At 67.8% G+C, this 26,825-nt stretch carries 23 protein-coding genes; 17 read left to right on the top strand and 6 right to left on the bottom strand.

The annotated features are described in order from the left end of the window. Positions 1-88 precede the first annotated feature (88 nt). The 3 genes from flhD to QZ709_RS06490 all read left to right on the top strand — a co-directional run bounded on the left by flhD (position 89) and on the right by QZ709_RS06490 (position 3,666). Complete coding sequence (gene flhD, locus QZ709_RS06500; protein WP_109033803.1) at positions 89-412, top strand: flagellar transcriptional regulator FlhD; 324 nt, start codon at positions 89-91, stop codon at positions 410-412. A gap of 61 nt (positions 413-473) precedes the next feature. Continuing rightward, entirely contained in the window at positions 474-1,010 is a 537-nt protein-coding gene (flhC, locus tag QZ709_RS06495; RefSeq protein ID WP_294636444.1) for a flagellar transcriptional regulator FlhC, read from the top strand. A gap of 460 nt (positions 1,011-1,470) precedes the next feature. Beyond that, complete coding sequence (locus QZ709_RS06490) at positions 1,471-3,666, top strand: TonB-dependent receptor (RefSeq protein WP_294636443.1); 2,196 nt, start codon at positions 1,471-1,473, stop codon at positions 3,664-3,666. A 93-nt stretch (positions 3,667-3,759) separates the two neighbouring features. On the opposite strand, the gene QZ709_RS06485 is transcribed toward QZ709_RS06490, so the two are convergent. Beyond that, positions 3,760-6,228 (bottom strand): sigma-54-dependent Fis family transcriptional regulator, encoded by a 2,469-nt coding sequence (locus QZ709_RS06485; RefSeq protein ID WP_294636442.1) that lies wholly within the window; start codon positions 6,226-6,228, stop codon positions 3,760-3,762. Positions 6,229-6,602: 374 nt separating this feature from the next. On the opposite strand from QZ709_RS06485, the gene QZ709_RS06480 reads away from it, so the two are divergent. The 11 genes from QZ709_RS06480 to QZ709_RS06430 all read left to right on the top strand — a co-directional run bounded on the left by QZ709_RS06480 (position 6,603) and on the right by QZ709_RS06430 (position 19,186). Beyond that, entirely contained in the window at positions 6,603-7,973 is a 1,371-nt protein-coding gene (locus QZ709_RS06480; RefSeq protein ID WP_294636441.1) for a sorbosone dehydrogenase family protein, read from the top strand. A gap of 63 nt (positions 7,974-8,036) precedes the next feature. Then, on the top strand, positions 8,037-9,707 hold the full coding sequence (locus QZ709_RS06475; protein ID WP_294636440.1) for a diguanylate cyclase: 1,671 nt from the start codon (positions 8,037-8,039) through the stop codon (positions 9,705-9,707). 54 nt (positions 9,708-9,761) lie between these two features. Further along, a complete protein-coding gene (locus tag QZ709_RS06470) occupies positions 9,762-10,244 on the top strand; it encodes a DUF456 domain-containing protein (protein WP_294636439.1) in 483 nt (160 codons plus the stop codon). A gap of 127 nt (positions 10,245-10,371) precedes the next feature. Next, positions 10,372-13,434 (top strand): type VI secretion system Vgr family protein, encoded by a 3,063-nt coding sequence (locus QZ709_RS06465; RefSeq protein ID WP_294636438.1) that lies wholly within the window; start codon positions 10,372-10,374, stop codon positions 13,432-13,434. Next, positions 13,383-14,282 (top strand): DUF4123 domain-containing protein, encoded by a 900-nt coding sequence (locus QZ709_RS06460; RefSeq protein WP_294636437.1) that lies wholly within the window; start codon positions 13,383-13,385, stop codon positions 14,280-14,282. Before QZ709_RS06465 ends, QZ709_RS06460 begins: the two co-directional genes overlap by 52 nt. Beyond that, positions 14,279-15,034: a DUF3304 domain-containing protein gene (locus QZ709_RS06455; RefSeq protein ID WP_294636436.1), complete on the top strand. Its 756-nt coding sequence runs from the start codon at positions 14,279-14,281 to the stop codon at positions 15,032-15,034. The genes QZ709_RS06460 and QZ709_RS06455 overlap by 4 nt, the downstream gene beginning before the upstream one ends. A gap of 95 nt (positions 15,035-15,129) precedes the next feature. Further along, positions 15,130-17,226, top strand: coding sequence for a DUF2235 domain-containing protein (locus QZ709_RS06450; protein ID WP_294636434.1), 2,097 nt, complete (start codon positions 15,130-15,132; stop codon positions 17,224-17,226). 47 nt (positions 17,227-17,273) lie between these two features. Beyond that, positions 17,274-17,753 (top strand): DUF3304 domain-containing protein, encoded by a 480-nt coding sequence (locus QZ709_RS06445; protein WP_294636433.1) that lies wholly within the window; start codon positions 17,274-17,276, stop codon positions 17,751-17,753. Continuing rightward, positions 17,750-18,361 (top strand): DUF3304 domain-containing protein, encoded by a 612-nt coding sequence (locus tag QZ709_RS06440; protein WP_294636432.1) that lies wholly within the window; start codon positions 17,750-17,752, stop codon positions 18,359-18,361. The genes QZ709_RS06445 and QZ709_RS06440 overlap by 4 nt, the downstream gene beginning before the upstream one ends. Positions 18,362-18,440: 79 nt before the next feature. Next, positions 18,441-18,644 carry a hypothetical protein gene (locus tag QZ709_RS06435; RefSeq protein WP_294636431.1) on the top strand — a complete coding sequence of 68 codons (204 nt, stop codon included), beginning with the start codon at positions 18,441-18,443 and terminating at the stop codon, positions 18,642-18,644. A gap of 116 nt (positions 18,645-18,760) precedes the next feature. Continuing rightward, positions 18,761-19,186, top strand: a complete 426-nt coding sequence (locus tag QZ709_RS06430) for a hypothetical protein (protein WP_294636430.1) — start codon at positions 18,761-18,763, stop codon at positions 19,184-19,186. Positions 19,187-19,244: 58 nt separating this feature from the next. Here the strand turns inward: QZ709_RS06430 and QZ709_RS06425 are convergent, their stop codons facing one another. The 4 genes from QZ709_RS06425 to eat form a co-directional block, all read right to left on the bottom strand. Further along, positions 19,245-20,639 (bottom strand): L-serine ammonia-lyase, encoded by a 1,395-nt coding sequence (locus QZ709_RS06425; RefSeq protein WP_294636428.1) that lies wholly within the window; start codon positions 20,637-20,639, stop codon positions 19,245-19,247. 117 nt (positions 20,640-20,756) lie between these two features. Next, positions 20,757-21,623 carry an ethanolamine ammonia-lyase subunit EutC gene (eutC, locus tag QZ709_RS06420; RefSeq protein WP_294636427.1) on the bottom strand — a complete coding sequence of 289 codons (867 nt, stop codon included), beginning with the start codon at positions 21,621-21,623 and terminating at the stop codon, positions 20,757-20,759. Continuing rightward, entirely contained in the window at positions 21,623-23,032 is a 1,410-nt protein-coding gene (locus QZ709_RS06415) for an ethanolamine ammonia-lyase subunit EutB (protein WP_294636426.1), read from the bottom strand. Before QZ709_RS06415 ends, eutC begins: the two co-directional genes overlap by 1 nt. Before the next feature lie 4 nt (positions 23,033-23,036). Further along, a complete protein-coding gene (gene eat / locus QZ709_RS06410) occupies positions 23,037-24,428 on the bottom strand; it encodes an ethanolamine permease (protein WP_294636425.1) in 1,392 nt (463 codons plus the stop codon). Positions 24,429-24,633: 205 nt separating this feature from the next. On the opposite strand from eat, the gene QZ709_RS06405 reads away from it, so the two are divergent. The 3 genes from QZ709_RS06405 (at position 24,634) to QZ709_RS06395 (ending at position 26,575) form a co-directional block, all read left to right on the top strand. Then, positions 24,634-25,461: a TorF family putative porin gene (locus tag QZ709_RS06405; protein WP_294636424.1), complete on the top strand. Its 828-nt coding sequence runs from the start codon at positions 24,634-24,636 to the stop codon at positions 25,459-25,461. 84 nt (positions 25,462-25,545) lie between these two features. Further along, entirely contained in the window at positions 25,546-26,118 is a 573-nt protein-coding gene (locus tag QZ709_RS06400) for a hypothetical protein (RefSeq protein ID WP_294636423.1), read from the top strand. Next, positions 26,084-26,575 carry a helix-turn-helix domain-containing protein gene (locus tag QZ709_RS06395; protein WP_366937148.1) on the top strand — a complete coding sequence of 164 codons (492 nt, stop codon included), beginning with the start codon at positions 26,084-26,086 and terminating at the stop codon, positions 26,573-26,575. Before QZ709_RS06400 ends, QZ709_RS06395 begins: the two co-directional genes overlap by 35 nt. Here the strand turns inward: QZ709_RS06395 and QZ709_RS06390 are convergent. Next, positions 26,546-26,791, bottom strand: a complete 246-nt coding sequence (locus QZ709_RS06390; protein ID WP_294636422.1) for a DUF1289 domain-containing protein — start codon at positions 26,789-26,791, stop codon at positions 26,546-26,548. The genes QZ709_RS06395 and QZ709_RS06390 overlap by 30 nt on opposite strands. Positions 26,792-26,825 lie beyond the last annotated feature (34 nt).

The raw sequence follows: 26,825 nt of genomic DNA, 5'->3' as shown, positions 1-26,825 counted from the left end.
ATCAAGAAAACTGGCCGTTGTTTGCACAATGACTCCATCGACAACGCAGTTCCGCACTGCACCGCACAGCCAGACAACGGAGCCCGACATGACCAACGAACAGATCCTCAACGAAATCCGCGAAACCAACCTGTCGTACCTGATGCTGGCTCAGAACCTGATCCGCACGGACCGCGAACAGGCGCTGTTCCGCCTGGGTCTGTCGGAAGAAGCGGCCGACCGTCTGGCCTCGCTGACCCCGGCTCAGGTGCTGAAGATCGCGTCGGGCAACACCCTGGTGTGCCGCATGCGTGTCGATGACGACCTCGTGTGGAACCTGCTGACCAACCACGGCAAGGGCGCCGCCAACGACGCCGTCAGCCGCCTGCATGCCTCCATCCTGATGGCCGGCCGCCACCAGGAAGCCGCCTGAGTCTCGGTATCACCCGCCTGACCCCGTCCTCACGATCCGCCCCCCTCCGAGAAAGCCCATCATGCGCACCAAGAGCCTGTTGACCGAAGCCAAGCAAATCGAGCGCGCCGTCACCCTGATCAACCTGGGTGCCCGCCTGCAGGTTCTGGAATCGGAAACCGACATGTCTTACGAGCGCCTGCTGCGCCTGTACAAGGAAGTCTCGGGCAAGTCGCCGTCGAAAGGCCAGCTCCCCTTCTCGACTGACTGGTTCATGACCTGGCAGCCCAACATCCACGCCAGCCTGTTCATGAACATCCACGAGTACCTGAACAAGGCCGCGGAAATGGACGAGATCGACGTGGTGATCAAGGCCTACCAGCTCTATCTGGAGCAGACCGAGGTGCAGGGCCTGGAGCCGATGTTGTCCGTCACCCGCGCCTGGCGCCTGGTGAAGTTCGTGGACAACGGGATGTTGACGATGACGAAGTGCTCCAAGTGCGGGGGCCACTTCGTGACCCACCCGCATGAAATCTCGCGTCACTTCGTCTGCGGGCTGTGCAACCCCCCGGCCCGTGCTGGCAAGGGCAAGGCCGCTGGCGGCATCCAGATGCACTGAGTTCCCGAGGGGGACGGCCCCTCATCCGGCGCGGCGCCGGTTCACGCCGCATCGCAGTGGTTGTTCTCGTTGTCTCTGTTGTCCCTGCTGTAACCCGCCGGACCGGCTTGGCCGTCAAGGCCCTGCTCCCGTCAGGCGGACCCGTTCTGTTTCATGCTTGTCTCCTCCTAGCAGCACGGCAGTCTTGTGCTTTCCATACGGGCCCTTCGGGGCCCGTTTTTTTTGCCCGGGCGTCTTGTACAGCGCTGCTCCAGTCCGAAACACCGCGGCGCAGATGTGTCACCGCTGTCACACGGGCTCGAGAAATTCATGATCACCCCCCCGGGTCTCCCCGGACACGGGCCCGCGGATGGCATCGGCTCGCCCCGCGCGCGCCCTTGGGTACGCCTGGCACGGTGTCTGCACCCGGACACTGTCCGCTGCCGGCCAGACCGGCACACACCGCACGCACAACGACACCATGAGACACCCCACACCGCACCGCCATCCCGCCTTGCTTCAACTCAGCCCGCTGGCCTGGGCCACCCTGGCCACCTGTGCGGGGCTATTGAACGCCTCGGGCGCCATGGCAGCCGAGTCTTCCGAGGCCCCGTCCGAAGTCGAGCCCGTGGTCGTCAGCGCCAGCCCCCGCGCCACGCCGCTGCAGGACGCGCCCTTCGCAGCCAGCGTGGTCGATAACCGCACGCTGCGGTCCGCCGGCCCCATGGTGAACCTGTCCGAAGCAATGGCCCGCGTTCCGGGTCTGGTGGTCAACAACCGCAACAACTACGCGCAAGATCTGCAGATCAGTTCGCGGGGCTTCGGCGCTCGGGCCACCTTCGGCGTGCGCGGCCTGCGTCTGTACACCGACGGCATCCCGGCCACCATGCCCGACGGCCAAGGTCAGGTGGGTCACTTCGACCTGGCGAATGCCCAGCGCATCGAGGTCATTCGCGGGCCATTCTCTGCCCTGTACGGCAACGCGGCCGGCGGGGTGATCTCGCTGGTCAGCCAGCCCATCACGGAGCGATACTTCGAAAGTGCCATCGACATCGGCAGCAACGCGCTCTATCAGGTCAGACTGGCAGGCAGTGCACCCATCAGCGACACACTGTCCATGTCGGCCAGCGCCTCCAGCATGCACACCGATGGCCCGCGTGACCACAGTGCCGCAGACCGCCATCTGGGCAACGTCAAGGCCGAGTGGCGGCTGACGCAGGACCGCATCGTGGCGCAACTCAGTCACCAGGTCCTCCAGGCGCAAGATCCGCTGGGGCTGAACCGGCAGCAGTTCGACGCCGACCCCGACCAGACCACGCCAGAGGCCCGCCAGTACAACACCCGCAAGAACCTGAACCAGACCCAGGTCGGCACGAGCTGGCAACACCGGTTCACGCAGGCCGGTGCGCTGCAGGAAAGCCAGCTGGTGGCGTACGCCGGACGGCGGACGGTGACGCAGTTCCAGAGCATCGCAGCCAGCACCCAGGGCACCAACCCCCTGACATCGCGCCACAGTGGTGGGGTGGTCGATTTCGACCGGGATTACATGGGCCTGGACGGCCGACTGAACTGGCGCTGGACGAACGTCGACCTGGTGACCGGCCTCAATGCCGAGGACCAGTACGACGCGCGCCGGGGCTACCTGAACTACACGGGTCCGAGCAGCAGCCCCGTGTATGGGGTCAAGGGCAGCCAGCGACGCGACGAGGCCAACTCGGCGCGCACCCGTGAGGCCTATGCCCAGGCGGAATGGACTTTCGCCCCGGAGTGGGCCGCCACGGCCGGCCTCCGCTCAGGGCAGGTGACGATGGTGAGCAAGGACAACTACGTCCTGGGTGCCAACGTCAATGATTCGGGCTTGCTGCGCTTCCACTACAACACGCCGGTCGTCGGTCTGCGCTGGAAAGCCAGCCCCACCCTGACGTTGCACGCCGGCGCAGGCCGCGGCTTCGAATCGCCAACCCTGGGTGAGGTGGCCTATCGACCGGATGGCTCTGGCGGCTTCAACATGGCGCTCAAGCCGCAGACCAGCCGCCACGCCGAACTGGGCAGCAAGTGGCGCCCGTCCGCCGGTGTCGGCCTGGACGCCACGCTGTTCGTCGTGAACACGAGCAACGAGATCGGTGTGCTCAGCAACAGCGGCGGCCGCTCGACCTTCCAGAACGTGGGCCACACCCAGCGCAAGGGGCTCGAGCTGGCGGGCCAATGGCGCCTGAATCCGCAGTGGCGGGCCGCTGCCGCCTTCACCTGGCTCGATGCCACGTACCGCGACAACTTCCTCACCTGTGCGGGCACCCCGTGCACCGTGGCCACCGCCCCTGTGGCGGCCGGCAACCGCATCGCCGGCACGCAGAAGCACAACGCCTTTGCCGAACTGGTGTGGCAGCCGAAGCGCGGGATGGAAGCCGGCCTGGAATGGCAGGCGCGCGGGCGCACCGCCGTCAACGACCGCAACAGCGACTTTGCAGCCGGTTGGGGCGTCGTCAACGTCCGCTGGACCCAACGCTTCCAGCTCGACGCTCAGGGCAGCGCCATCGAGGTGCTGGCCCGAGTGGACAACGTGGGCGACAAGCGCTATGCCGGCAGCGTGATCGTCAACGACGGCAACAGCCGCTTCTTCGAGCCTGCAGCGGGCCGCAGCGGCCTGCTGTCCGTCCGCTATCTGCACGGCTTCTGAGCGCCCCCCCCGCACCACGCCCAAAAAAGCGGCGCCCCCCGGGGCGCCGTGATGAGACCGGGGTGCTGAATCCCGGCGTCGCTTGAAAGCGGTTCAGTGCTGCTTGTTCTGCCAGTGCAGCTTGCGGTAGATGGTGTTGCGGCTGATCCCCAGTTGCTTGGCCGCTTCGGAAATGTTGCCACGGGCCGCCTCGACGGCCTGACGAATGGTCTGCAGCTCAATGTCGACCAGAGACGCCGGGGCCGCCGACGCCGGGGCCGGGGCCGCGCCATTCGGGGCGCCCCGCAGCGCATCATGCGGCTCGGTGCCACCCACGGGGGCATGGGCTTCGGCGTAAGCCGCCACCCCACTCCCGCCATGCGACGCGCCGAACCCACCGCTCGAAGCCGGTCCGTGAGGCAGCCCGCCGCCCATCGACGACAGGCTGCCACCGATGTAGCCTGAGCCTGCCCCGACAAGGCCGCCGCCGGTGGCACGCGCGCCCAAGCCGGCCTGGCTCTGACTGCGCAACACATCGTCCATGAAATCGTCCGACAGGTGGGCTCGGGTGATGAAGCGCTCGTCGCCGGCCATCACGCAGGCGGTGCGCAGCACACCGGCCAGCTGACGCACATTGCCCTGCCAGCGGCACGCCTGGAACAGGTTGACCACATCGGGCGCCAGTTCATGGGCCACGTCGGGGCACTCACGCTGCAGGATGCGCTCGACCAGCACCATCAGGTCGGTGCGCTCACGCAACGGCGGAATGCGCACCACCAGCCCGTTGAGACGGAAGTACAGGTCCTCCCGGAACGTCTTGCGCTCGATCATCTCGCGCAGGTTGCGGTGGGTGGCGCACACCAGGTTGATGTCGATCGGGATGGCCCGGCCGCTGCCCAGCGGCGTCACCTCGCGCTCCTGCAGCACGCGCAGCAGGTGGGCCTGCAGCGACAGCGGCATGTCTCCGATCTCATCCAGAAACAGCGTGCCGCCGTGGGCCTGCACCATCTTGCCGACCGCGCCCTTACGGCGTGCACCGGTGAACGCGCCTTCCTCGTAACCGAACAGCTCGGACTCGATCAGCGTTTCAGGGATGGAAGCGCAGTTCACCGCCACGAAGGGTGCGGTGGCGCGGCTGGAATCGTTGTGGAGGGCCCGGGCCAGCAGCTCCTTGCCAGTCCCCGTCTCGCCCTGGATCAGGATGGGAATGTCGCGGTTGAGCACCCTCTTGAGCTTGTCGAGCAGGGCCGCCATCTGGGTGTCGCCCGTGGCCAGCGCAGTCAGACCGAGCTTGCGTGACGACGAGGACCTGGGAGGCTCACCCGATGAGCCAGCTGATGAGCCATCGGCCACGAACGCATCGGCCAGCTTGCCGCTGGGCACGCCGAACGGGCTGCCCGGCGGCATGGCCGATGACACCGACGTGGGGCCACTGCCCAACGCGCCGCCCAGGCCCGCCGGGGTCGGGGCGCCGGTGACCCCGGCCACTTCCGCTGTGCGCAGGCCCGCACGCCCGGCAGCCGCCGGGTCCCGGGGCGCCCCGGCGGCAGCCGGCGGCAGGCTCAGCTCCCCCGCAGGCAGCATGCCGGCTGGCGACGGCGCCGGCGTGGCCTCGACCGCATCGGCCGCGGTGTCGGACAGGCTGTGCCACACCGGCCAGTTGAAGCGAGCGCGCAAGTGCAGTTGCCGTCCCGACACGGTCTCGACCAGCATGGGAGCCGCCTGCGTCGAGCGGAAGCGTTCGGTCAGCGCTCCCATCGTCGCCCCGAACAGCGAGGTGACGGTGTGCATGCGCAGCGCAGCGCTGCTCATGCCCAGTTGCTCCTGGGCGCCCCGGTTGGCGCCCATGATGCGGCCGTCCGGGTTCACCGCCAGGATGCCTTCGGTCAGGGTCCCGAGGAACTCGGGGCGGGCGTGCAGGTAGATGTGCCCCACATTGCGATGGTCGTCCGAGAACCAGTGGTTCTCGATCATCCGCACCGACATGCGCACCAGCCCCAGCGTGTAGGGGTGGAAGGTGTGCTGATCGCCCGTCACGTCCAGCACGCCCAGGATGTTGCCCCGGGGATCAAGGATGGGCGCCGCGGAGCAGGTGAGGAAGTGGTTGGCGTTGATGAAGTGCTCGGCCCCGTGCACGAGGGTCGGCAGCTCCTCGATCAGGGCCGTGCCGATCGCGTTGGTCCCCTTGGTGGACTCGGACCAGTTCACGCCCGGGCTCAGGGCCACCTTGGCAGCCCGCTGCAGGAAGGCATCCGGGCCGATGGTATGCAGGATGGTGCCGTTGGCGTCGGTCAGCACGACCATGCTCTGCGAATCGAGGATCTGGGAGAACAGCGTCTCCATCACCGGCGCCGCGTGCAGGTAGAGCCGGTGATTGCGTTCGCGGGCCAGGGCCAGCTCGTTGCGGCTCAGCGTGGGGAAATCGACGCGGTCGGTGCGGTTGAGGCCCAGCGTCATGCAGCGCTCGTGAGACTGCTGAATCGTCTCCGCGTGGCGCTCCCCCAGAACGGGCTCGGGCATCATCGGGCCGCCCGTCTCGGACAGGCCGCCGCGCAACGGGGCCCCTTGGTGCAGCGATCGCATGGTCATCTTCGCAGGTCTCCTCAGCACTGTGACCGGTGCCCCCGCCGACGGGATCGCCGCCAACCTGGTACACCGTGCCGGGCATGTGTCCCCGACGCGTCACCTTCTGGAGCACACACAGACCCCAGAGGACCGCCATCGTAGGCAGGGGTGTCAAGAGGCCGACACTGCCGGGAACCCTCTTAGGGTTTACCCTCAAAAGTGTCACGGAGCGTGACAGGTGTGCCGCGGCGCTGTGTCACGAGCGTGCCACATCGCACACCTGGCCAGAAGGTACCAATCCGTTCCGAAACGAACGTCCTCGCCGGGGCGGGCGCGCCATTTGCCGAACGCGGTGAATCGGCCGTCATGGCCCCTTTCCGGAGACCGCCGCCATGCCTCGTCAGACCTCTCCCGCTCCCTGCTTCTCTCTGCGCCATCGGGTCGTCCTGTCCCTGTTCGCGATCGCGGCCCTCGGCCTGACAGGCTGCGACGAAGCCAGCAGGCTGCCTGCGGAAGCCGGTTACGGGCCCCAGCCCAACCTGCCGGCGCCCTCACCGCAGCGCATCCCGACGGTGCATGTGGCGCAGGCCACCGGCTGGCCGGAAGGACGCCAGCCGGTGGCTGCAGAAGGACTCAGCGTGCAGGCCTTCGCCAGTGGCCTGCAGCACCCGCGGTGGTTGCTGGCCCTGCCCAACGGGGATGTGTTGGTGGCCGAGACCAATGCGCCACCCAAGCCGGAAGACAGCAAGGGCATCCGAGGGTGGTTCATGCAGAGGGCGATGAAGAAGGCGGGCTCGGCCGGCCCGAGTGCCAACCGCATCACCCTGCTGCGCGACGCAGACGGCGACGGTCGGGCCGAAACGCGGATGGTGTTGCGCGATGGACTGAACTCGCCATTCGGCATGGCCCTGGTCGGCTCGCACCTGTATGTGGCCAATACCGATGCCGTCGTGCGCCTGCCCTTCCAGCCGGGACAGACACGGATCGAGGCCCCACCCGAAAAGGTGCTCGACCTGCCAGGCGGGCCGCTCAACCACCACTGGACCAAGAACCTGATCGCCTCGGCCGACGGCAAGCGTCTGTACATCACGGTCGGCTCCAACAGCAACATCGCAGAGAACGGCATGGACAAGGAGGAGGGACGTGCCGCCATCTGGGAGCTGGACCTCGGCACGAAGCGCCACCGTCTGTTCGCCACCGGACTGCGCAATCCCAACGGCATGGCCTGGGAAGGCGGCCGACTGTGGACCGTGGTCAACGAGCGGGACGAACTCGGCAACGACCTTGTGCCGGACTACCTGACCTCGGTGCAGGAGGGCGGTTTTTACGGCTGGCCTTACAGCTACTGGGGCCGGCATGTCGACGAGCGGGTCCAGCCCCAGCGTCCGGAGCTCGTGGCCCATGCCATCGCCCCGGACTACGCGCTGGGCGCCCACACGGCGTCCCTGGGCCTGGTCAATGCGGCCGGCAACCGACTGTCGCCAGCGTGGTCGCAGGGCATGTTCATCGGGCAGCACGGGTCGTGGAACCGCAAGCCCCGCAGCGGCTACAAGGTCGTTTTCATCCCTTTCAACGACGGCAAGCCTGCGGGCGCCCCGGTCGACGTGCTGACGGGGTTCCTCAGTGAGGCGGGCGAGGCGCACGGCCGACCTGTTGGCGTGGCGCTGGACCGGCAGGGGGCGCTGCTGGTTGCGGACGATGTCGGCAACGTCATCTGGCGGGTGGCCGGTGCGACGCCCCGTTCGGGGGCCAAAGCACCGTGAGATGCGCAGGCAGACCGCTTTTCTGCAAGGCACGGAGGTCGGATGTCCCTATGATGCACATCGATGTTCTTCCGCCGTATCACCAGCAGCATCGTCACGCGGCTTGTCCTGTTCGGACTGGCCCTGGCGCTCACCGGATCCGCCATCCGGTATCAGGTGCTGCCGGCCTTCCTCCACGATCAGGTGGGACAGGTGGTGGCCGGGCAGCAGGCCGCGCTGGCGACCTATGTGGCGCAGGACATCGCGGCCAAGCTGGATGATCGGGAGAGGGCGCTGCAACGGCTCGCGGCTGCCGCACCGTGGCATGCCCTCCATGATGCGGAAACCATGCAGAACTGGCTGGCCACTCAGCACCGCACCCAGCCCTTCTTCGTCGCAGGCATGGCTGTGGTCGCCCCCGACGGGCACACCCTGGCACAGGTCCAGACCACGTCCCCGCCCCTGACCCTCGATCGGTCCGGCGACCGCGTCGCCCTTCCGGAATGGGTGGACACCGCCCTGCGCGGCTCTTCGGCCCTGGGGCGCCCCCTGCGATCTCCCCAGACCGGTGAGGTGTTGCTGCCCATGACCGCGCCCGTACGCGACACCCTGGGGCAAGTGCGCGCCGTGCTGATCGCGGCCACCGAGCTGGGCGCCCCCGGCTTCCTGCAGCCGCTCGAGCAGGCCAGGCTGGGCACGGAGGGTTCCTTTCTGCTCATCACCCCTCGGGATCGCCTGATCATCGCGGCCACCGACCCGGCCCTCGTGCTGCACCCCGCGCCGGCAACCGGACAGGTCCCGCTGTACGACCAGGCCGCCGTTGGCTACCGAGGGGGCGCCGTCATCCGGGAGCCCGGAGGCGAAGAAATGGTCACGGGGGTCGCGCCCGTTCCCGGCGCTGGCTGGATCGTCGTCGCCCGGGTGCCTGCCACGGAAGCGCTGGCCGCCGTCGCCGAGGCCCGCCGCTTTGTCAGCGTCCAGGCCGCGGTCACCGTCGGGGTCTTCCTGCTGCTGGCGTCCGTGGGCCTGTACCTCGTCTTCCGCCCCCTGTTGCGCACCGCCGCCCTGGCCGATCGCATGAGCCGCGGCGAATTGCCACTGGCATCCTTGCCCGTTCTGCGGGACGACGAAGTCGGTCACCTGACCAAGGCCTTCAACCGGCTGTTGCGGCGCCTGCTCGATACCCAGAATGAGCTGGCGCGCATGGCACACCACGACCCGCTGACCAGCCTGCCCAACCGCGTGCTGCTGGCAGACCGCATGGCGCTCGCACTGGCCCGTGCCCGCCGCAACCACACCCGCCTGGCCGTGCTCTTCATGGACCTGGACGGGTTCAAGCCCGTCAACGACCGGTTCGGCCATGAAGCAGGGGACCGGGCCCTCATCGAGGTGGCCCGCCGCCTGGACCGCGTGGTGCGCGAAACCGACACCCTGGCACGGGTGGGGGGCGACGAGTTCGCGCTCGTGCTCGGCGATCTCGGCCCCACCTCGACCGACGCCGAACTGGCCGCGCGCGCGGTGGCCAACAAGTGCATGAACGCACTGGCCACGCCCATCCGGATCAACGGGCAGGACGGGTCGCTGGGCCTGTCGATCGGCATCGCGCTGGGCGACGGCGACAGCTCGCTCGACGCCCTGATGAGCGCGGCTGACAGTGCCATGTACCAGGCCAAGGAAGCGGGGCGCGGTCGCTTCGTCGTGCATGAAGAAGAGGCCACACCCTTGATCCCCACGGGCACGCGGCGCACCGGGTGACCCTTGGGCCCGGCATTGGCGGGAACAACGCTTGCTGGAGCGGGTCACACCACCATGGATCCCCTCTTCGCCTTCCTCTCTCTGACTGCGATCGTGCTGGGCCTGCTCGGCGTGGTCCTCCCCCTGCTGCCGGGCACGCCGCTGATTTTCGCCGGCATGTGGCTGGCCGCCTGGGCGGACGGATACACCCGCATTGGCGTGGGCACCCTTTTGGGTCTCGGGGCCCTGGGCTTTCTCGGCTGGCTGGTCGATTACGTCGCCGCCATCGTGGCCGTGCGCCGGGCCGGGGCGAGCCAGCAAGCCATGGGTGGCGCCGGGCTCGGTTCGGTGGCCGGGCTGTTCGGGGGGCTACCGGGGCTGATCCTGGGGCCCATGCTGGGCGCCCTGCTGGGCGAGTGGGTGGCCCGCAAGGACCCGGCTCGCGCTGCCCGAGCCGGCGTGGCGGCTGGGTTCGGCTTTGTGCTGGCCCTGATCGCGAAGATCGTGCTCGGACTGCTCATGATGACCTGGTTCGGGGTCGCCTGGTTCATCGGCTGATTCCGCGACACCCGGCTTACAAGCTGTTTCACGCTCACCCTTAGGGGGTGGGCCATCTGCCGCCCGTCCACCGGAAAATCCCCTGCTCAAGCGCACTGCGCACACCAACAACATCAGGGAACCGTCCATGGGCATGGGCACAACGAGGCTGCCGGGCGCTGTGGCGTCCGGGGCGCTTTCCGGCTGGGCAGAAGGCCCCGGCCGCCTGCTGGGCCGGTTGATCGCCGCCTGGCAGACCGACACCCGTCTCTACACCCTCACCGGCGTGGGCGCAGAGCGCCCGCTGCCTGCCGACCTCATGGTCGAGCGCTTCGTGCTGACCGAAGCTGTTTCCGAGCCCTTCCGGCTCGAACTGCACGCCCTCGTGCTCGACGCCCATGTCGAACTCAAGCAGCTCTACGCCCGGCCCGTCACGCTGCATACCACCCTGGCCGACGGCCGCCGCACGCGTCGCAGCGGCTACGTCACCGAAGCCCGCAGCCTTGACGCCGACGGCGGCCTGGCCCGCAAGGCCCTCGTCATCCAGCCCTGGATCGCGCTGCTGGGCCACACGCTGCACAGCCGCGTCTGGCAGGACAAGAGCGTCATCGACATCGTCGAAGACGTGTTCGCCGACCACCGCAGCGTGGCCGCCTGGCACTGGGACGACGGCGTGGCCGAGCACGTGGCGCAAGGCCTGTGCGCCAGCCAGGGCGGCCAGCGCACCTATTGCGTCCAGTACCGCGAATCGGACCTGGCCTTCGTGCAGCGCCTGCTGGCCGAAGAAGGCATTGCCTGGCGCGTTGAAGAAGACGACACCGCCCCGGGCGGCCACCGCCTCGTGTTCTTCGTGCACAGCGCCGCCCAGCCGCAAGACGCCACCAGCATGGCCGACGGCGGCATCCGCTTTCATGGCAGCAGCAGCCAGGAGGCACAAGACAGCATCCAGGCCCTGGGCGCCTGGCGAGCGCTGGGCCCCACCGCCACCGTCGTGCAGGGCTGGGACCCGCAGGCCCACGCCGCCATCACCGCCGAGGTGCCCACGGCCCACGCCTGGGGTGGCGACGAAGCCCGCAGCCTGCAAGGCTGGCTGGCCAGCTACGACCCGACCGGCGACTGGCTCTTCAGCGGCAGCGACGAAGCCACCTTCCTGGCCACGCTGCTGCAACAGGCCCACGAAGCGCGCTACAAGACCTGGCTGGGCCGCGGCACCGTGCGCACGCTGCGTGCCGGCAGCTGGTTCGCCCTCACGCACAGCACGCTCGACACCCTGGCCGCCTTCGGCCTGGCCGACGAAGACAAGCAGTTCTTCACCACCCGCGTGACGGCCCTCGGCATCAACAACCTGCCCAAAGACCTCAGCGAGGCGGTGGCCCAGGCCATCGGGGCATCCGACCTGCTGGATGACGGCCTGGACGGCTTGGACGGCGCCCCCCCGCTGGGCGAAGCCCGCACGCCGGCCGCAGACACCACCGCCCTGCGCGAGCGCGCGGCGGCCACCGGCTTTGCCTGCGCCTTCGAAGCGCTGCGCCGCAACGTGCCCTGGCGCCCCGTGCTGATGGACGACACCGGCCTGCGTCCCCGCCCGCGCCCCACCGCGCTCGGGCCCCAAACCGCCATCGTGGTGGGCCCCGGCGGCACCGTGTCGCCCAGCGGCGCCGACGAGCTGTACACCGACGTCCAGGGCCGCATCCGCGTACAGTTCCACTGGCAGGCCAACCCCTTTGCCCCGCAGCGCGCCAACACCGACCACAGCTGCTGGCTGCGCGTCGTGCAGCGCGCAGCCGGCCCCGGCATGGGCCACCAGTTCATCCCCCGCATCGGCCAGGAGGTGCTGGTGGGCTTTCTGGGTAACGACATCGACCGCCCCGTGGTCATCGGCGCGCTCTACAACGGCCAGGGCGAGTCCGGCATCCCGCCCACGCCCGGGGGCCACACCGCGCAGGCCGACACCACCGCGCTGGCGCAATCGACCGACCACCGCCCCGCCAGCCAGATGAACTGCGTGGCGGCCGGCGCAGGCGGCCACAGCCCGGCCTGGCACGGCGCGGCGCCCGGCAGCACCAGCGACGGCAACGAGGGCCAGGCCAACGCGGCCGCGCTCAGCGGCGTCAAGAGCAAGGAGTTCGGGGGCAGCGGCCACAACCAACTGGTGTTCGACGACACGCCCGGCCAGCAACGCCTGGCCCTGCACACCACGCAGGCGCAGACCTGGCTGCAGATGGGCCACCTGCTGCACCAGGCCGACAACCACCGCGGCAGCCTGCGCGGCCTGGGCCTGGAGCTGCGCACCGACGCCTGGGGTGGCCTGCGCGCCGCGCGCGGCGTGATGCTGAGCACCTATGCCTTGCCGCAGGCGCAAGGCCAGAGCGCCACGCCGGCCGGCGACAACGCACCCGGCATGGCGCTGGCCAAGCAGGCGCAGCAACTGAGCCAGACCTTCCACCAGGCGGCCACCACGCACCAGACGGTGGGCGTGGCCACCGCGGCGGGTTCACTGGGCGCCGGCCAGAGTGCGCTGAACGACCGCGCCGCCCCGGCGGCCGCACTCACCCAAAGCCTGAGCGGCATGGTGAGCACGGCCAGCCTGGGCGAGGCCTGCGGCGATGCAGCCGACCAGTGCACCACGCCCGGCACGGGCAAGGTGCCGCACATGGCCGACCCGAACATTGCCCTGATCGGCAAGGCCGGGCTGGGCCTGACAGCCGGACAGGACCTGCACCTCAGTGCGCAGGACACCGTGCAGATCGCCAGCGGGCAGGACACGCAGGTGGCCGTGGGCGGGCAGGCGCGCGTGCACACCGGGCAGGCCATCGGCGTGTTGGCAGGGGCCGTTCAGCCGGGGTCGGAAGCCGCTGGCAAGGGACTGACGATGATCGCTGCGCAAGGCGCAGTGGACATGCAGGCGCAGGCCGGTGCGGCCCAGGTGGCGGCCAAGCAGACGCTGGAGTTGAAGACGGCGAATGGGGTGGTGAACATCGCAGCGGCCAAGAAGGTCGTGCTGGCGGTGTCGGGGGGGGCGAGCATCATCATCGAAGGCGGCAGCTTCACGGCGCAGTGTCCGGGGAAGATCACGGTGAAGGCGGGGAAGAAGGCGATGGTGGGCGGTGGGCAGCAAAGTGCCACCTTTCCTCAGATGCCCAAGAGCATCTGCGTCGAATGCCTCAAAAAGTCGCTGGCGGCCGCGCCTGTTTTCACCTCGGTGGGTTGATCGACATGGCGCTCGACTTCATCGATCCCTGGGTGCCAGACTGGGCTGACCATCTGCAGCGTCTGCTGGGTCGCCTCCCGGAGGGGCATCACGTTCACCTGCTGTTTGACAGCGTCTTTGTCCCGGGTACGCATCAACGGTTCGGGGCCTCGACCCGCTGGCTTGCCTTGTTCGATGGCAATCCGGGTGACCCGGCCACGCTGCGCAGCGTCAGCCCTTTGACCCTCACCTTTGCGTCCCACAACACCACTTTGCTGACTGTGCTCCAGGCGGGCTCGGGGGCTCCGGCGCTCAGCGCCGTGATCACGCCCGAACCGTTGGAGGACTGGACGGCCCGCTTGCGCCCCTGGTGTGTGGTGCAAGTCGAGAACCAGTGGTTCAACTGCCGCTTTCCGGATACCCGACGCCTGCCGGGCTTCCTCGCCGCCCTGAGCGATGCGCAGCGTGCAGCTTTCATCGGCCCGGCCATCGCCTGGCACCACATCGGGCGCGACGGCGCATGGCATGAACTGCCGATCGAGGCCACACCCGACGCCGCCATCCCGGACGAAGTGACGCTCGAGCAGGACCAGTTCGATCAAATGCTGGACGATGCAGCGGTTGACGAAATGCTGTTTCGCTTCATGACCCAAGGGCGCCATCAGCAGTTGACGCACGCAGCGCGATATCGCCTGGCAGCCCAGGCACTGGAGGCGGCCCAGCAACACAAGCTGCCGGAACGCGCCCATCTTGACTGGGTCGACCACTGGCTATCGGAAGCCGGGCGCGCGGATGCGGCTGACACCCCGCCCAACACACCAGACACGGAAACCGCCTTGCGCGCCTGGTCTGAGGAGAACCTCGCTTGATCACATCTTTCACCCGAACCGTGTGGCGCCTGTCCGCCCTAGTGCTGCTGCTTGGCAGCGCAGCATGCAGCTCGGCGCCCAAACAGCTGGGCCTGCCCGTGGTGGGCGTGAACTACACCGACTTCGACTACAGCATGTCGGTCTACGACACCGCACGCGCGGACAACCGCGTCAGTTCGGGCGAGCTCACGCCTTTCTCCGCCGGTGGCCAGATGTGCTGCTTCGACCTGCCGCGTCAATGGCAGCCGGGCATGAAGCTCAAGGTGCGCAGCTACAAAGGCGTCTCAGAAGGCGGGAAGTGGGTGCGCGACGACGTGACCGAGCAGTTGGTGGAAGTGCCGCGCTACGAGCCGGGAGAACTCGGCACGCTGTGGGTGCTGCAATTCGCGGATGGGCGGGTGGAAGTGCTCAACAGCATGGTCTCGCCAGAGCATCCGCAGTGGACAGGGTCGGTGAAAGGCTGGCCTCAGCCGTCGCTGGCTTACCGGACGAAGATTTGGAAGATCTATTACGACCAAGCAAATGGCTACGTAAAGCTCTTCGAAGAATCTATCCGCAACCTGCAACTCAACCCCGAGGAAGAGCTTAGAGACGCTTGGAACCATGCGGCGCGACGACGGCCTGATGAGCTTAAGCGATTCCGTGGTCCAGACGACCCTGAGTACAAGAAATGGCTGGCGTCCTCGTACGAATCTTCCTTAGCCGATAGCAAAAAACAGTTGGAGCAGATTGCGGAGGAGAGGCCAAGATGATCCGGCTAAGCGAATTGATTTCAAGCTCCTATGCCTCGGCTGACAACTACGAAGTGGTTTTCGATGGGCGCGAACGCAGAGATTTGAAGCCATATTTGTCCCGCGAACAACCCCAATACGGCAAACCCGGCGAGTCCTGCAAGTACAACCTGTTCTTCGGCTTCTTTTTCGACGGCACGCGCAACAACTACATGGCGTGTGAGCCGAGCGACCCGCAGGCCGCAGCGACGAAGCACAAAGAGAAGGAAGAGCGCAAGTCCCCCAACTGCCACAGCAATGTCGCGCGCCTCTACGACGTCTATCCGGGCCAGAGCGTGCCCGGCGTGCTCGCGTCCGACACCGACTGGGCCTACAAGCCCGAGCTGTACAAGCACTTCTTCAAGGTCTATGTGCCAGGGGTTGGCACCGAGTTCAAGCAGATCGGCGACACCGGCAAGGGCCTGCTCGATGGCACGCTCGGTGCGGCGGCCGCCAACAATGGCAGCGCCCGTCTGGTGTGGGCATTGGTCCAGGCTATCAACAACGTGCATCGCTTCTTCAAGCAGGGGGCCATGCTGATCACGGCCGACGAGGCTCACCGGCTCGCCAACCGGACGTACTTGTCTGCCAGCACGTTGAAGCGGCTGTCTGAGCGCGGCTGGTTTGCCGACCCCAGCGACGACGGCGCAACAGACCCAGCGCGCGCCACCCGCGAGGCCTTCACAGGCCTGCTGACTCGGCTGCACGACGCGATCCGGCCACACTGGCCCACCGGCCCAGACTTGAAGCCGGCGCGGCTGGATCCCGGTATGGTCGAGAAGATCAACGTGTCGGTCTTCGGCTTCTCTCGTGGCGCGACCAAGGCACGAGTGTTCGTGAACTGGCTGCAGGCGCTCGGCAAGCTCGACGCGCAACTCTCTGGCATGTCCACAAAGCACGCAATGACGCTGGGTGGCTTCCCATTCGAGATCGAGTTCCTCGGCATTTTCGACACCGTGGCCTCAGTGGGCCTGGCCAACACACTGGGCAACTCGCTGTTCGGCCGCTGGCTCGACGGGCACTCGGCCTGGTCGGATGCTGAAGTCAGCTTGCGCGTTCCGTCGGATGTGCGCTGCCTGCACCTGGTGGCCGCCCATGAGGTACGGCGCAGCTTTCCACTAGACTCGATCTCGGTCAACGGGCAGTACGACGGGAAGATGCAGGAGATCGTGCTGCCCGGCGTGCACTCCGACATCGGCGGTGGCTACGCGCCGCAGGAGCAAGGCAAAGGCCTGAGCGCCGATGGCGAGGACATGCTGTCGCGCATTCCGCTTATCATGATGTACCGCGAGGCGCGCCTGTCCGGTGTGCCGCTGAAGCTCGAGTTGGCGTCGGACAAGGCCAAGAAGCGGTTCGCGCTGTCACGGCGCACCATCGACGACTTCAACCGCTACCTTGAGGTCTGCCAGGCAGGCAAGCCCGTCGTGACTCAGTCGGGACAGACGGTGTGGCCATCGTCGCTCACCGACATCTTCCGCGAGCAGCGCCAGCTGTACATCCAGTGGCGTCTGCTGCGTCGCGTCGGTCAGTCGCTGCCGCTGCACGAAACGGAAAGTTTCAGGCGTTCCTCCACCTTCGACCAGAACGATCTGCACTCGGCCAACAGGGAACTGGAAAACGAGCTGGACGCCTTCCAGCAGTGGCTCCGGCGCAAGGGGCCGGACTTCGTGCCGAAACGGCAGTCTCCGGGTTTCTCGGACGACCACGCGCGCGAATGGGAAGAGCTGGCCACATGGTGGCATGCGGCCACACCGATCACGGATGCCGCAGCCGCCTTCTTCGACGAGTACGTGCATGACTCCCGTGCCTGGTTCAAGCTGGTGCCCGGTAACCCGGACAGTCAGGACGACATGGAGGCCATGCTGGAAGATTGGCACAAGCGGATCCAGCGGGCGGAGCGCGCAAGCCAGAGGCACCACGCCGGCCGGGAGATGCCAAATGGCGACGGGTTGACCGACGCTCAGCGCCAGGCTGCAATGGAGTTCCACCGGACGAAGCAGATTCCTCGCATGCTGACCGAAGGCCGTGAACCCTTCCTGCTTGCGAAGGCGGGCTACCTCCGCTATCGCAAGGTGTACGCGGGCTCGGACAGGATGCTGATCTCCAATGTGCGACCGCCAACGCCCGCGACGCCGGATGTTGCGGCCCCCGACAGACCGCGTGCGATCGCATGAGAGGGCAGATCCGAGCTCACGGCCTCCGATCCACGATCCTTGTACTCTTGATCTCGCTCTGGGCGAACAACAGTCACGCCATGGGCGAGCGTGTGGTCATGGAGGGCGTCAGCATGACGGGCGTGGACCACTTGGCAGACCACCTCAGCGTGCAGGACTTCTGGGTAGACGGGCGCCATGGGTTCCAGGCCGGGAAGGGCGGTAGCGTCGTTTGCTGTGCGCGCATTCCAATGAAGTGGACAGCTGCCACCAGTATCGAGGTGCGGTGGGAGGTGGCCAACTGGCGCGAGGGAACATGGCGGTGTTTCCGACGGCGGGTCCCGCTTGATCGCTATGCCGAACTGGGTGCACTGTTTGTTCACTTTCTTCCGGATGGCAGCGTCAGGGCGGTGGTGTCCAACTATGCGCCTTGGTCTCCGGTTTACAAGGGCCCTCGCACACCGATTCCGCAGAAAGCGCCCTGGGATCATTACCCGATGCCCCCCGCCACCGAGGACTGCCCCGATAACAAGTACAGCGCTCCATGAACGGACTCAACATCGACGAAGCGCGTGTGCAGCCAGGGGGCCCTCGCTCAGCTTTCGCTGCATTCTTCACCGCTTGCCTTGGCATCACAGCTTGCGTGGCGTCCCCATCCAGTCCAGTGGCAGAAAGCGGGAGCGGAGCACATGACCTACAAGGTCTTTTGATTCAAGGCTACAACTACACGGACACCTACATCGACAGCTTCACGGTCAATGGAGCAGGCGGAGGCAACGTCTTTGTGAGCAGCCCGACGACCGGCGGCGGCAAGTCAACGTGTTGCTACAGCTTCAACCCGTCGAGCAAGGCACAAGTGACCATTCGGTGGTCAGCCAGTTACTGCACGTACTTGACCACCAACAGATACGGTGAGACCCATCAATGGCGCAAGAGCCTCTTTCGGGAGGTTCAGGTGCCTGTCGCCGACCTTTCAGGCGGCGAGCCTGCTGCGCTGGAGGTGCACTTCTACCCCGACGGTCATGTCGAAGCCGCCGTGACGCCCGGCTATTCCCCACCACGGCTGAAACTGCCCATCACCGGAGACGAACAACGCCCAGGCGCCTCTCACAACCATCCACCGTGCAACGATGATCAACGCCAGCAAGCCCGCTGAGGCCTCCACGGCAGGTCACGCCACGCGACAGCCTTACGAAGCCCTGAGCAGCAGCTTCGAGCACCTTGACCACACCTGTATGCCCACCGCCACCACACTGAAGATCGCCTTCTTCTTCGGCGGAACCGGCAACAACCTGGAGGCTGACGAGAGCACGGACAAGCACAGCAATGTCGAGCGCCTGTTCAAAGCACACCCAGGGAAGATGTCGAGAAAGGCATCTATACGCACCACATCCCTGACCGGGGCCGGCAGGGTTCATCAGTTCCGTCTATTCCACTGATCAGGCCAGACAGGCTGGTGGTCCGGGCAGCGATCCATCTGGATTGCTCCGCTGAACGACCAGGGTCCTGCCCGAGGCAGAATCAGAGCATCTCGCTCACCCTTCCCGCTCGTCCCATGCCCACCCGCCTCACCCCCATCCTGGCCCTCGCCGCCGCCCTCATCCTCCCCGCCCACGCCGCCAAGCCTTTCCAGGGCCCTGACCTCAGCGGTGTGTACGACTGCACCGGCCAGGACGCCAAGGAGGGGCCCTACACCGCCGTCGTCACCATGGCGCTCGAAAAGTCGCAGAGCGTGGGCGCTTATGGCGCTTACGCGTTCAAGATGGACGTGCCCGATTTCGGCACCTACCTGGGTCAGGCCGTGGCCACGGGCTCGCACATCGCCATCACCTTTGCCCTGACCGATCCGTCCACCAAGGACTACGGCACCGGCCTGGGCACGGTCTCGGTACGCAAGGGCAAGGCCAGCTTCCAGAAGTTCTATTACGAGGCCGAGTTCAAGGGCGGCAACCACGGTTTCGAGCGCTGCGTGCGCCGCTGAGCACCGCATGGCCGCCCGCACGCCGAGCGGCCGCCACCCTCGTTGACCCGCTCGCTCCTCAGCACTCCACGATGTTGACGGCCAGCCCGCCGCGGGCCGTCTCCTTGTACTTGCTCATCATGTCGGCGCCGGTCTCGCGCATGGTCTTGATGACCTTGTCCAGGCTCACGTGGTGGCGCCCGTCGCCGCGCAGCGCCATGCGGGCCGCATTCACGGCTTTCACCGACGCGATCGCGTTGCGCTCGATGCACGGGATCTGCACCAGCCCGCCCACCGGGTCGCAGGTCAGGCCCAGGTGGTGCTCCATGCCGATCTCGGCGGCGTTCTCGACCTGCTCGGGCGTGCCGCCCAGCACCGCGCACAGCGCGCCGGCAGCCATCGAGCAGGCCACACCCACCTCGCCCTGGCAGCCCACCTCCGCCCCGCTGATGCTGGCGTTTTCCTTGTAGAGGATGCCGATGGCGCCGGCCGTCAGCAGGAAGTCGATGACGCCCTGGTCGCTGGCGCCGGGCACGAACTGGCGGTAGTAGTGCAGCACCGCGGGCACGATGCCGGCCGCGCCGTTGGTGGGCGCCGTCACCACCCGCCCCCCCGCGGCGTTCTCCTCGTTCACGGCCAGGGCGTAGAGGTTGATCCAGTCCATGGCGCGCAACGGGTCCTGCGCGGCGGCGGCATCGGGCGGCGCCGACAGCTGCCGGTGCAGTTCGGCCGCGCGTCGGCGCACCTTGAAGCCCCCGGGCAGGGTGCCGTCGGTGGCGCAACCGCGGGCCACGCAGTCCTGCATCACGCGCCAGATGCGCAGCAGGCCGCGGTCGATCTCGTCGTCGCTGCGCCAGTGGCGTTCGTTGCGGCGCATCACGGCGGCGATGCTCAGGCTTTCACGGCGCGCCAGCGCCAGCAGCTCGTCGGCGCTGCGAAACGGCAGCGGCAGCACGGTGGTGTCGGGGGCGATGACCTTGTGGCGCTGACCGTCTTCGGCCACCTGTTCGCTGACCACGAAGCCGCCGCCCACCGAGTAGTAGCGCTGCGCGTCGAGCACGGTGCCGGCGTCGTCGAAGGCCCTGCACGCCATGCCGTTGGCGTGAAAGGGCAGCGATTCGCGGCGGTGGAAGATCAGGTCGTCGCGTTCGGCGAAGGCGATGTCGTGAGACCCCAGCAGCGCGATGCGCCCTGCTTCGCGGATGGCGCCCAGCGCGGCCGGGATGGCATCCACGTCCACCGATTCGGGCTCGTGGCCGGCCAGACCCAGCAGCACGGCCTTGTCGCTGCCGTGGCCCTTACCCGTGGCGCCCAGCGAGCCGTACAGCGCCACCGTGACGCGGGCAGTGCGGTTCAGCACCCCGCCGCGCTGCAGGCGCTCGGCAAACATCCGCGCGGCGCGCATCGGCCCCACGGTGTGCGAGCTTGAGGGCCCGATGCCGATCTTGAAGAGGTCGAAGACGCTGACAGCCATGACCCCATTGTTCGGCCGAACCGGGCCGCGAGGCATGGCGGATTCCCCCAAGCCCTGATGGGCACAGGGGCAGGCGGGTGAAAGCCGGGGCACAGGACGGGCCCCAGCCCCCTCGCGTCACCCCTTGTCCGGCAGCAGGAAGTTGCGCGCGCCCAGCCCCAGGGCATCGGCGGGCTGGGCGGTCTCGTCCTTCAGGCCCACGCCGGTCAGTTCGCGGCGGCGGGCTTCGGTCAGCAGCCAGTGCAGCTTGTCGGCGGCTTCGTCGTAGGGCAGACCGGCGGGGCGCACGTTCGAGATGCAGTTGCGGCTGGCGTCGGTCAGGCCCACACGCGGCATCCAGGTCATGTACAGACCCATGCTGTCGGGTGAACTCAGGCCCGGCCGTTCTCCGATCAGGATCACCACCAGGCGGGCGCCGAGCAGCTCGCCCACCTCGTCGGCCACGGCCACGCGGCCTTGTTCGACCAGGGAGATCGGGGCGATGCGCCAGCCTTCGTCGCGCAGGCGGGGCACCATGCGCTGCAGAAAGGGCAGGGCGTGGCTGCCGATGGCGAGCGCAGACAGGCCATCGGCCACGACAAAGGCGAGGTCGTAGGGCCGAGCGGTGGGCGCGTCGGCCCCGGCCGTTGCCCGGCTGCCGCCCGCATCACGGCGCTCGGTCAATTGCGCCCGTGAGGCCGCATCCAGCCTTCGCCCCAGGTCGGGCCGTTGCAGGTAGGTGTCGCGGTCGGTGGCCGCGCTGTGCAGCCGCAGGCAGCCCAGTTTGAGCGAAGCCAGCGCCTGTTGCAGCGCGTCCAGATCCAGCGCCAGGTGCACGGCATCGCGTGCCTGGGCGTGCGCCAGCTGGAAGGCCAGTTGCGGCTGCGTGGGTTGGCTCACGCCGGCCCGACCGAGCCCGATGCGCGCGGCGGTGAAGTGGCGCAGCGCGGCCCAGGGGTTGGCGTGCACCAGCGGGGGCGCGTCGGAACGATCATCCTGCGCCATCAGGCCGCCCCCTTGAGCGCAGGCTGAAACAAGGCCGGCATGCCCTCCGGCAGGCGGAAGCCGGCATCGGCCTGGCTGAAGATGCCCACGCGGGCCAGCCACGCTTCGAACTCGGGCGCCGGCCGCAAGCCCAGCACGCGGCGCGCATACAGCGCATCGTGGAAGGACGTGGTCTGGTAGTTCAGCATGATGTCGTCCGAACCCGGGATGCCCATCACGAAGGTGCAGCCGGCCGCGGCCAGCAGCGTCAGCAGCACGTCCATGTCGTTCTGGTCGGCTTCGGCATGGTTGGTGTAGCAGACGTCGCAGCCCATGGGCAGGCCCAGCAGCTTGGCGCAGAAGTGGTCTTCCAGCCCGGCGCGGATGATCTGCTTGCCGTCGTACAGGTACTCTGGCCCGATGAAGCCCACCACCGTGTTGACCAGCAGCGGCTTGAAGTGACGCGCCACGGCATAGGCGCGGGCCTCGCAGGTCTGCTGGTCGACACCATGGTGGCCGTTGGCCGACAGCGCACTGCCCTGGCCGGTTTCGAAGTACATGACGTCGTCGCCGACCGTGCCGCGGTGCAGCGACAGCGCCGCCGCGCGGGCCTCGCCCAGCACGGCAAGGTCGATGCCGAAGCTGCGGTTGGTGGCCTCCGTGCCGCCAATGGACTGGAAGACCAGGTCGACCGGCGCGCCGCGCTCGATGGCCTGGATGGTGTTGGTGACGTGGGTCAGCACGCACGACTGCGTGGGGATCTCGTAGCGGTCGATCACCTCGGCCATCATGGTCACCAGCTTGATGACCTGGGGCACGTTGTCGGTGGCGGGGTTGATGCCGATGACGGCGTCGCCGCTGCCATAGAGCAGGCCGTCGAGCATGCTGGCCGCGATGCCGCTGGCGTCGTCGGTCGGGTGATTCGGTTGCAGCCGGGTGGAAAAGCGCCCCGGCAGGCCGATGGTGTTGCGAAAAGCCGAGCGCACCGCGCATTTGCGGGCCACCAGGATCAGGTCCTGGTTGCGCATGATCTTGCTGACGGCCGCGGCCATCTCGGGCGTGATGCCGGGTGCCACCGCGGCCAGCGCATCGGCATCGGTGTCGTCGGCCAGCAGCCAGTTGCGGAAGTCGCCCACCGTCAGGTGGGCGATGGGCGCAAAGGCCGTGGCATCGTGCGTGTCGAGGATGAGGCGGGTGACCTCGTCTTCCTCATACGGGATCAGCGCCTCGTTCAGGAAGGTGGCCAGCGGCAACTCGGCCAGCGCCATCTGGGCCACCACGCGTTCTTGCGCCGAGCCTGCGGCCACGCCGGCCAGCCGGTCGCCGGAGCGCGCGGGCGTGGCCTTGGCCATCAGGTCCTTCAGGTCGCGAAAGCCGAAGGTCTGCGTGCCGACGCGGTGGGTGTAGCGGTGCGATGCAGAGCCGGTCATCGTGTCAGTGCAGGGCAGGGGTGGCGGGCGCGGTCGGTGCCTCCGTGCGCTGGTGGCCCGTGGCACGGTGGTAGACGTAGCCCACGGCCAGCATGGCGACGAACACGCAGAAGATCAAGAAGTTGTAATAGACCATGGCGACCATGCAGACGGTGGCACCGACCAGCGCGATGGCGGGGAAGACCGGGTACATCGGCGCACGGAAGGGCCGCGCCATGCCCGGCTCGCTGCGGCGCAGCTTGAACAGGCTCAGCATGCTGAGGATGTACATCAGGATCGCGCCGAAGACGGCCATCGTGACGATGTTGGCTGTCAGCGTCTGGCCGCCGAACTGGATCAGCTCGTCGCTGTAGATGGCCGCGATGCCGATGACGCCGCCCGCCAGGATGGCGCGATGCGGGGTGTGGAAGCGCGGATGAACCTGGGCGAAGTAGGCCGGCAGGTAGCCTTCACGGGCCAGCGCGAAGATCTGGCGCGAGTAGCCCAGGATGATGCCGTGGAAGCTCGCCACCAGGCCGAAGAGGCCCAGCCACACCAGCATGTGCAGCCAGCCACTGTTCTCGCCCACGATCATCTTCATGGCCTGGGGCAGCGGGTCGTTGATGTTGGCCAGCTGGGTCCAGTCGCCGGCACCGCCGGCAAACACCATCACGCCGATCGCCAGCGCCACCAGCGTCAGGATGCCCGCGATGTAGGCGACGGGAATGGAGCGCTTCGGGTCCTTGGCTTCTTCCGCGGCCATGGCCACGCCTTCGATCGCCAGGAAGAACCAGATGGCAAACGGGATGGCAGCGAAGATGCCGGGGATGGCCGCCAGGCTGAATTCGTCCTGCCCGGACCAACCGCCCTTGACCAGGTTGGCCACCGAGAAACCGGGCGAGACCACGCCCATGAAGACGAGCAGCTCGAAGATGGCCAGCAGCGTCACCAGCAGTTCGAAGGTGGCGGCAATCTGCACGCCGACGATGTTGAGCCCCATGAAGATCAGGTAGGCGCCCAGGGCCGCCGTCTTGGGGTCGAGCGATGGGAACTGCACGTTGAGGTAGGCCCCGATGGCCAGCGCAATGGCCGGTGGCGCGAACACGAACTCGATCAAGGTGGCGGCCCCGGCCAGATAGCCCCCGGTGGGCCCGAAGGCGCGGCGGCTGTAGGCAAACGGCCCGCCGGCATGCGGGATCGACGTGGTCAGTTCGGTGAAGCTGAAGATGAAGGTGGTGTACATCGCGGCCACGAACAGCGCCGTGACCATGAAGCCGAGCGTGCCGGCCGAGGCCCAGCCGAAGCTCCAGCCGAAGTACTCGCCCGAGATGACGAGGCCGACGGCGATGCCCCAGAGCTGCAGGGTGCTCAGCACGGGTTTGAGGGTGTGCGAACCGGGTGACGAAGGGGTGGACATGGCGGCGACGGGCTGATCGGGCAGCCGGGTGGATGGAGCTGAGCCTCAATGTAGGAAGCACCCCGGCCGCCGCGTTATCGGAATTTGGCAAACCTGCCCCGCGCAGCACCGGCGCCCCTGCAGGTTTGCCAAATCTTGATAAGGCTTGGCGCACGACTGCCGAAATACTGGGGAACGTCTTCGCAACCACCCTGGAGCCTCACGCATGTCCCTGCCCCTCTCGCTGCGCCGCCTGCCTTCGATCGCCCTGGCCGCCTCGCTCGCGCTGCTTGCCCCGCTGGCCGGCCACGCCCAGACCACCACGGCCTCTGGCTGGACCCTGACCGGCACCGCCGGCGTGGTGTCCGACTACCTGTTCCGCGGGGTCTCGCAGACCCAGGGCAAGCCGGCCGCCCAACTGACCTTCGACGCCACCCACACCAACGGCTGGTTCGCGGGCCTGTTCGGCTCGGGCGTGTCGAATGCCGCCTACGCCAACAGCTCGGGCACCGAAATCGACCTGTACGGCGGCTGGCGCACCGAGATCGGCGCCGGCATGGGCCTGGAGCTGGGCTTCATCAGCTACTGGTTCCCGGGTGCCTTCACGCGCGACGCCGATGGCAAGCACGTCAGCTACGACACCCAGGAGCTGCACGCCGCCGTGAGCCAGGGCGCGGCGTCCGTCGGGGTCTGGTACGCGGTCAGCTCGCACTGGGCCGCCTTCGCGGTCGATCCCTACAGCGGGGTCAACAAGAGCTCGCGCGGCTCGACCTATGTCGAGGCCAACTGGAACCCCGAGATCGCCCCCGGCTGGACGCTGAACCTGCATGCCGGCCGCCAGATCGTCAAGAACTTCGGCCCGTACAACTTCACCGACGTGAAGGTGGGTGTGTCGCGCGTGGAAGGCCCCTGGACCTTCTCGCTGGCGGCCAGCCACAACACCGGCAACGCCAAGAAGGGCGACACCGCACTGTGGACCTTCTTCGATTCCAACGGGCGCGGACGGAATGTGGTGGGCACGCGCTGGGTGGCCAGCCTGACCCGGGCCTTCTGATCGGGTGACAGGCGTCGGGGGGCACCGCAAAACGGGTAGGAAAGTTGCTTGAAGCAGGGTTGACGTTGTTTTCAGCCCTGCGCCATGCCCTCAGCCCGCCCTGTCGACGCCCCTTCGGCCCCGGCCGCCCCACTGTGGGGCGCCCTGGCGTCCGCGCATGCGGGCCTGCACGAGGTGCGGGCCCACGATGTCGACGAGCATGCCCACAACCTGACGGCCTGGCAGCAGCACTACGATCAACTGGGCCCGGGGCGCTTTGTGGGCCGGCTCACCGAATGGCGGCTGCCCCACATCCAGGTCTTCCGCGAACAGACCAGCCAGGCGCTGCGCCAGTCGTGCGAGGTCTGGACAGACTCCTTCTGGTTCGGCGTGCCCGACCCGCTCGCCACCCTGCCCACCCGCATCAACGGCCGCCTGCACGGCACGCATGACGTGATGGTGCGCCCGGGTGGAGAGCGCTTCGAGCTCGTCACCCCGGACCGCCACAGCCTGTTCGGCGTGGTCGTGCAGCGCCAGGCGCTGATGGACGCCGCCGCGCAGCAGGGCTGCCGGCTGGACTGGCACGCGCTGCAGCAGGCAGAGGTGCTGCGCGCCCGCGACGACGCCCGGCAGGCCTGCCTGCATGCATGCACTCGACGGGCTGCTGCCACTGAGTGAGCCACAGCCCGCGGCCCGCCGCGATGCCGACCTGCAGGCCATGGAAGGCGCCGTGCTGAGTCTGCTGCTCGATCTGCTGGACACCAGCGAGGTCGACACCGCGATGCGGCACAGTCTGGCCCGTCGGCAGAAGGTCGTGACGCAGGCCCACGCCTACGTGCTCGCGCACCCCGACCAGGCGGTGACCGTGCCCGAGCTGTGCGAACGCCTTCACGTGAGCCGACGCACGCTGCAGTACTGCTTTGAAGAGGTGATGGGCCTGAGCCCGATCCAGTACCTGCGCGCGATCCGCCTCAATGGCGCACGCCGCCACCTGCGCGAGGCCGCCCTTCAAGGCCAGGGCGTGCAGGACGTGGCCGCCCGCTGGGGCTTCTGGCACCTGAGCCAGTTTGCGCTGGACTACCGCAAGCTGTTCGGCGAGAGCCCCTCAGAGACGCTCAACCGCGGCGCGCACTGAGTCCGAGGCCGAGGCGGTCTCGGAAGCGGCCAGGCGGCGGGCCTCGGCCCGGGCCACGCAGGCCAGCCGCTCGGCATCGGGCATGTCACGCCACGCCCGGATGTCGTCGATGGTGCGCCCGCACCCGATGCACACCTTGTCTTCGTCCAGCTTGCACTGGCTGCGACAAGGGCTGGGCACAGCCGTGGGGGCGGAAGGAGGGGGCGAGGACGACATGGGCCGACACTGTAGGGCAGAGCGCCAAGCACGC

This window comes from uncultured Aquabacterium sp. (assembly GCF_913773725.1).
Lineage (GTDB): Bacteria > Pseudomonadota > Gammaproteobacteria > Burkholderiales > Burkholderiaceae_C > Aquabacterium.
This window is presented reverse-complemented; position numbering and strand designations above follow the sequence as displayed.

Bases quoted from the DNA above. Each gene is read 5' to 3' on its own strand.
- QZ709_RS06475 (WP_294636440.1), top strand. From the start codon at position 8,037: ATGTTCTTCCGCCGTATCACCAGCAGCATCGTCACGCGGCTTGTCCTG.
- QZ709_RS06490 (WP_294636443.1), top strand. From the start codon at position 1,471: ATGAGACACCCCACACCGCACCGCCATCCCGCCTTGCTTCAACTCAGC.
- QZ709_RS06405 (WP_294636424.1), top strand. From the start codon at position 24,634: ATGTCCCTGCCCCTCTCGCTGCGCCGCCTGCCTTCGATCGCCCTGGCC.
- QZ709_RS06390 (WP_294636422.1), bottom strand. From the start codon at position 26,791: ATGTCGTCCTCGCCCCCTCCTTCCGCCCCCACGGCTGTGCCCAGCCCT.
- QZ709_RS06425 (WP_294636428.1), bottom strand. From the start codon at position 20,639: ATGGCTGTCAGCGTCTTCGACCTCTTCAAGATCGGCATCGGGCCCTCA.
- QZ709_RS06485 (WP_294636442.1), bottom strand. From the start codon at position 6,228: ATGCGATCGCTGCACCAAGGGGCCCCGTTGCGCGGCGGCCTGTCCGAG.
- QZ709_RS06470 (WP_294636439.1), top strand. From the start codon at position 9,762: ATGGATCCCCTCTTCGCCTTCCTCTCTCTGACTGCGATCGTGCTGGGC.
- QZ709_RS06430 (WP_294636430.1), top strand. From the start codon at position 18,761: ATGCCCACCCGCCTCACCCCCATCCTGGCCCTCGCCGCCGCCCTCATC.
- QZ709_RS06435 (WP_294636431.1), top strand. From the start codon at position 18,441: ATGCCCACCGCCACCACACTGAAGATCGCCTTCTTCTTCGGCGGAACC.
- QZ709_RS06395 (WP_366937148.1), top strand. From the start codon at position 26,084: ATGCATGCACTCGACGGGCTGCTGCCACTGAGTGAGCCACAGCCCGCG.
- QZ709_RS06460 (WP_294636437.1), top strand. From the start codon at position 13,383: ATGCCTCAAAAAGTCGCTGGCGGCCGCGCCTGTTTTCACCTCGGTGGG.
- eat (WP_294636425.1), bottom strand. From the start codon at position 24,428: ATGTCCACCCCTTCGTCACCCGGTTCGCACACCCTCAAACCCGTGCTG.
- QZ709_RS06480 (WP_294636441.1), top strand. From the start codon at position 6,603: ATGCCTCGTCAGACCTCTCCCGCTCCCTGCTTCTCTCTGCGCCATCGG.
- QZ709_RS06440 (WP_294636432.1), top strand. From the start codon at position 17,750: ATGAACGGACTCAACATCGACGAAGCGCGTGTGCAGCCAGGGGGCCCT.
- QZ709_RS06465 (WP_294636438.1), top strand. From the start codon at position 10,372: ATGGGCATGGGCACAACGAGGCTGCCGGGCGCTGTGGCGTCCGGGGCG.
- QZ709_RS06415 (WP_294636426.1), bottom strand. From the start codon at position 23,032: ATGACCGGCTCTGCATCGCACCGCTACACCCACCGCGTCGGCACGCAG.
- flhD (WP_109033803.1), top strand. From the start codon at position 89: ATGACCAACGAACAGATCCTCAACGAAATCCGCGAAACCAACCTGTCG.
- flhC (WP_294636444.1), top strand. From the start codon at position 474: ATGCGCACCAAGAGCCTGTTGACCGAAGCCAAGCAAATCGAGCGCGCC.
- QZ709_RS06400 (WP_294636423.1), top strand. From the start codon at position 25,546: ATGCCCTCAGCCCGCCCTGTCGACGCCCCTTCGGCCCCGGCCGCCCCA.
- eutC (WP_294636427.1), bottom strand. From the start codon at position 21,623: ATGGCGCAGGATGATCGTTCCGACGCGCCCCCGCTGGTGCACGCCAAC.